The sequence below is a fragment of the Vibrio sp. D420a genome (assembly GCF_030248625.1).
GTDB lineage: Bacteria > Pseudomonadota > Gammaproteobacteria > Enterobacterales > Vibrionaceae > Vibrio > Vibrio fortis_A.
In genome coordinates this window covers 1-579 of the sequence record NZ_JAHGAN010000096.1, presented here as the reverse complement: position 1 = coordinate 579, position 579 = coordinate 1, and the positions used below count along the sequence as shown (strand labels likewise).

2 protein-coding genes are annotated in these 579 nt (G+C 47.3%); one reads left to right on the top strand and one right to left on the bottom strand.

What is annotated here, in order from left to right; genetic code table 11:
* A partial coding sequence (locus tag KI743_RS24475; RefSeq protein WP_285468591.1) for a M23 family metallopeptidase occupies positions 1–276 on the top strand: 276 nt, incomplete at its 5' end.
* 88 nt (positions 277–364) lie between these two features.
* On the opposite strand, the gene KI743_RS24470 is transcribed toward KI743_RS24475, so the two are convergent.
* Positions 365–579 (bottom strand): EAL domain-containing protein (locus tag KI743_RS24470; RefSeq protein ID WP_285468590.1); only part of this gene is annotated, 215 nt, incomplete at its 5' end.

Genomic DNA, 579 nt, shown 5'->3' with positions numbered 1-579 from the left:
AGCAGCACTTACAAAACCCGCTACCTGCATCTGAGCAAGATCTTGGTGCGCAAAGGACAGCAAGTGTCGCGTGGTCAGCGTATTGGTCTATCGGGTAAGACAGGTCGAGTGACGGGTCCACACCTTCACTATGAGTTGATCGAACGCGGTCGCCCAGTTGACGCAATGAAAGCGAATATCCCGATGGCAAACTCGGTGCCCAAGAAAGAGAAAGCGGAGTTCTTTGCATTGCGCGATAAAGCTGATGCTTTGTTAGAGAAGCAAGCTAACATTTAAGTCATCGTGAAGCTCAAACATAAACCGTGAATAGTTAGCTATTCACGGTTTATTTGTTTATGGCTTTTGTTTGTCTGTTGTTGGCTGTTCACTCCAGCTCTATCTCATCTTTGTTAGAAGTTAACTCAGTAGTTGGCCGCCCTTGGATCTTGGCGATCATGTCTTGTGAGGGCAAGGGACAAGAGAAGAAAAAGCCTTGTATCTTATCGCACCCCATAGCGTGCAATGTTTCGAGCTGCTCTTTATGCTCAACCCCCTCCGCAACCAACGACACCCCTAGGCGATTTGCTAGTTGTACAATAA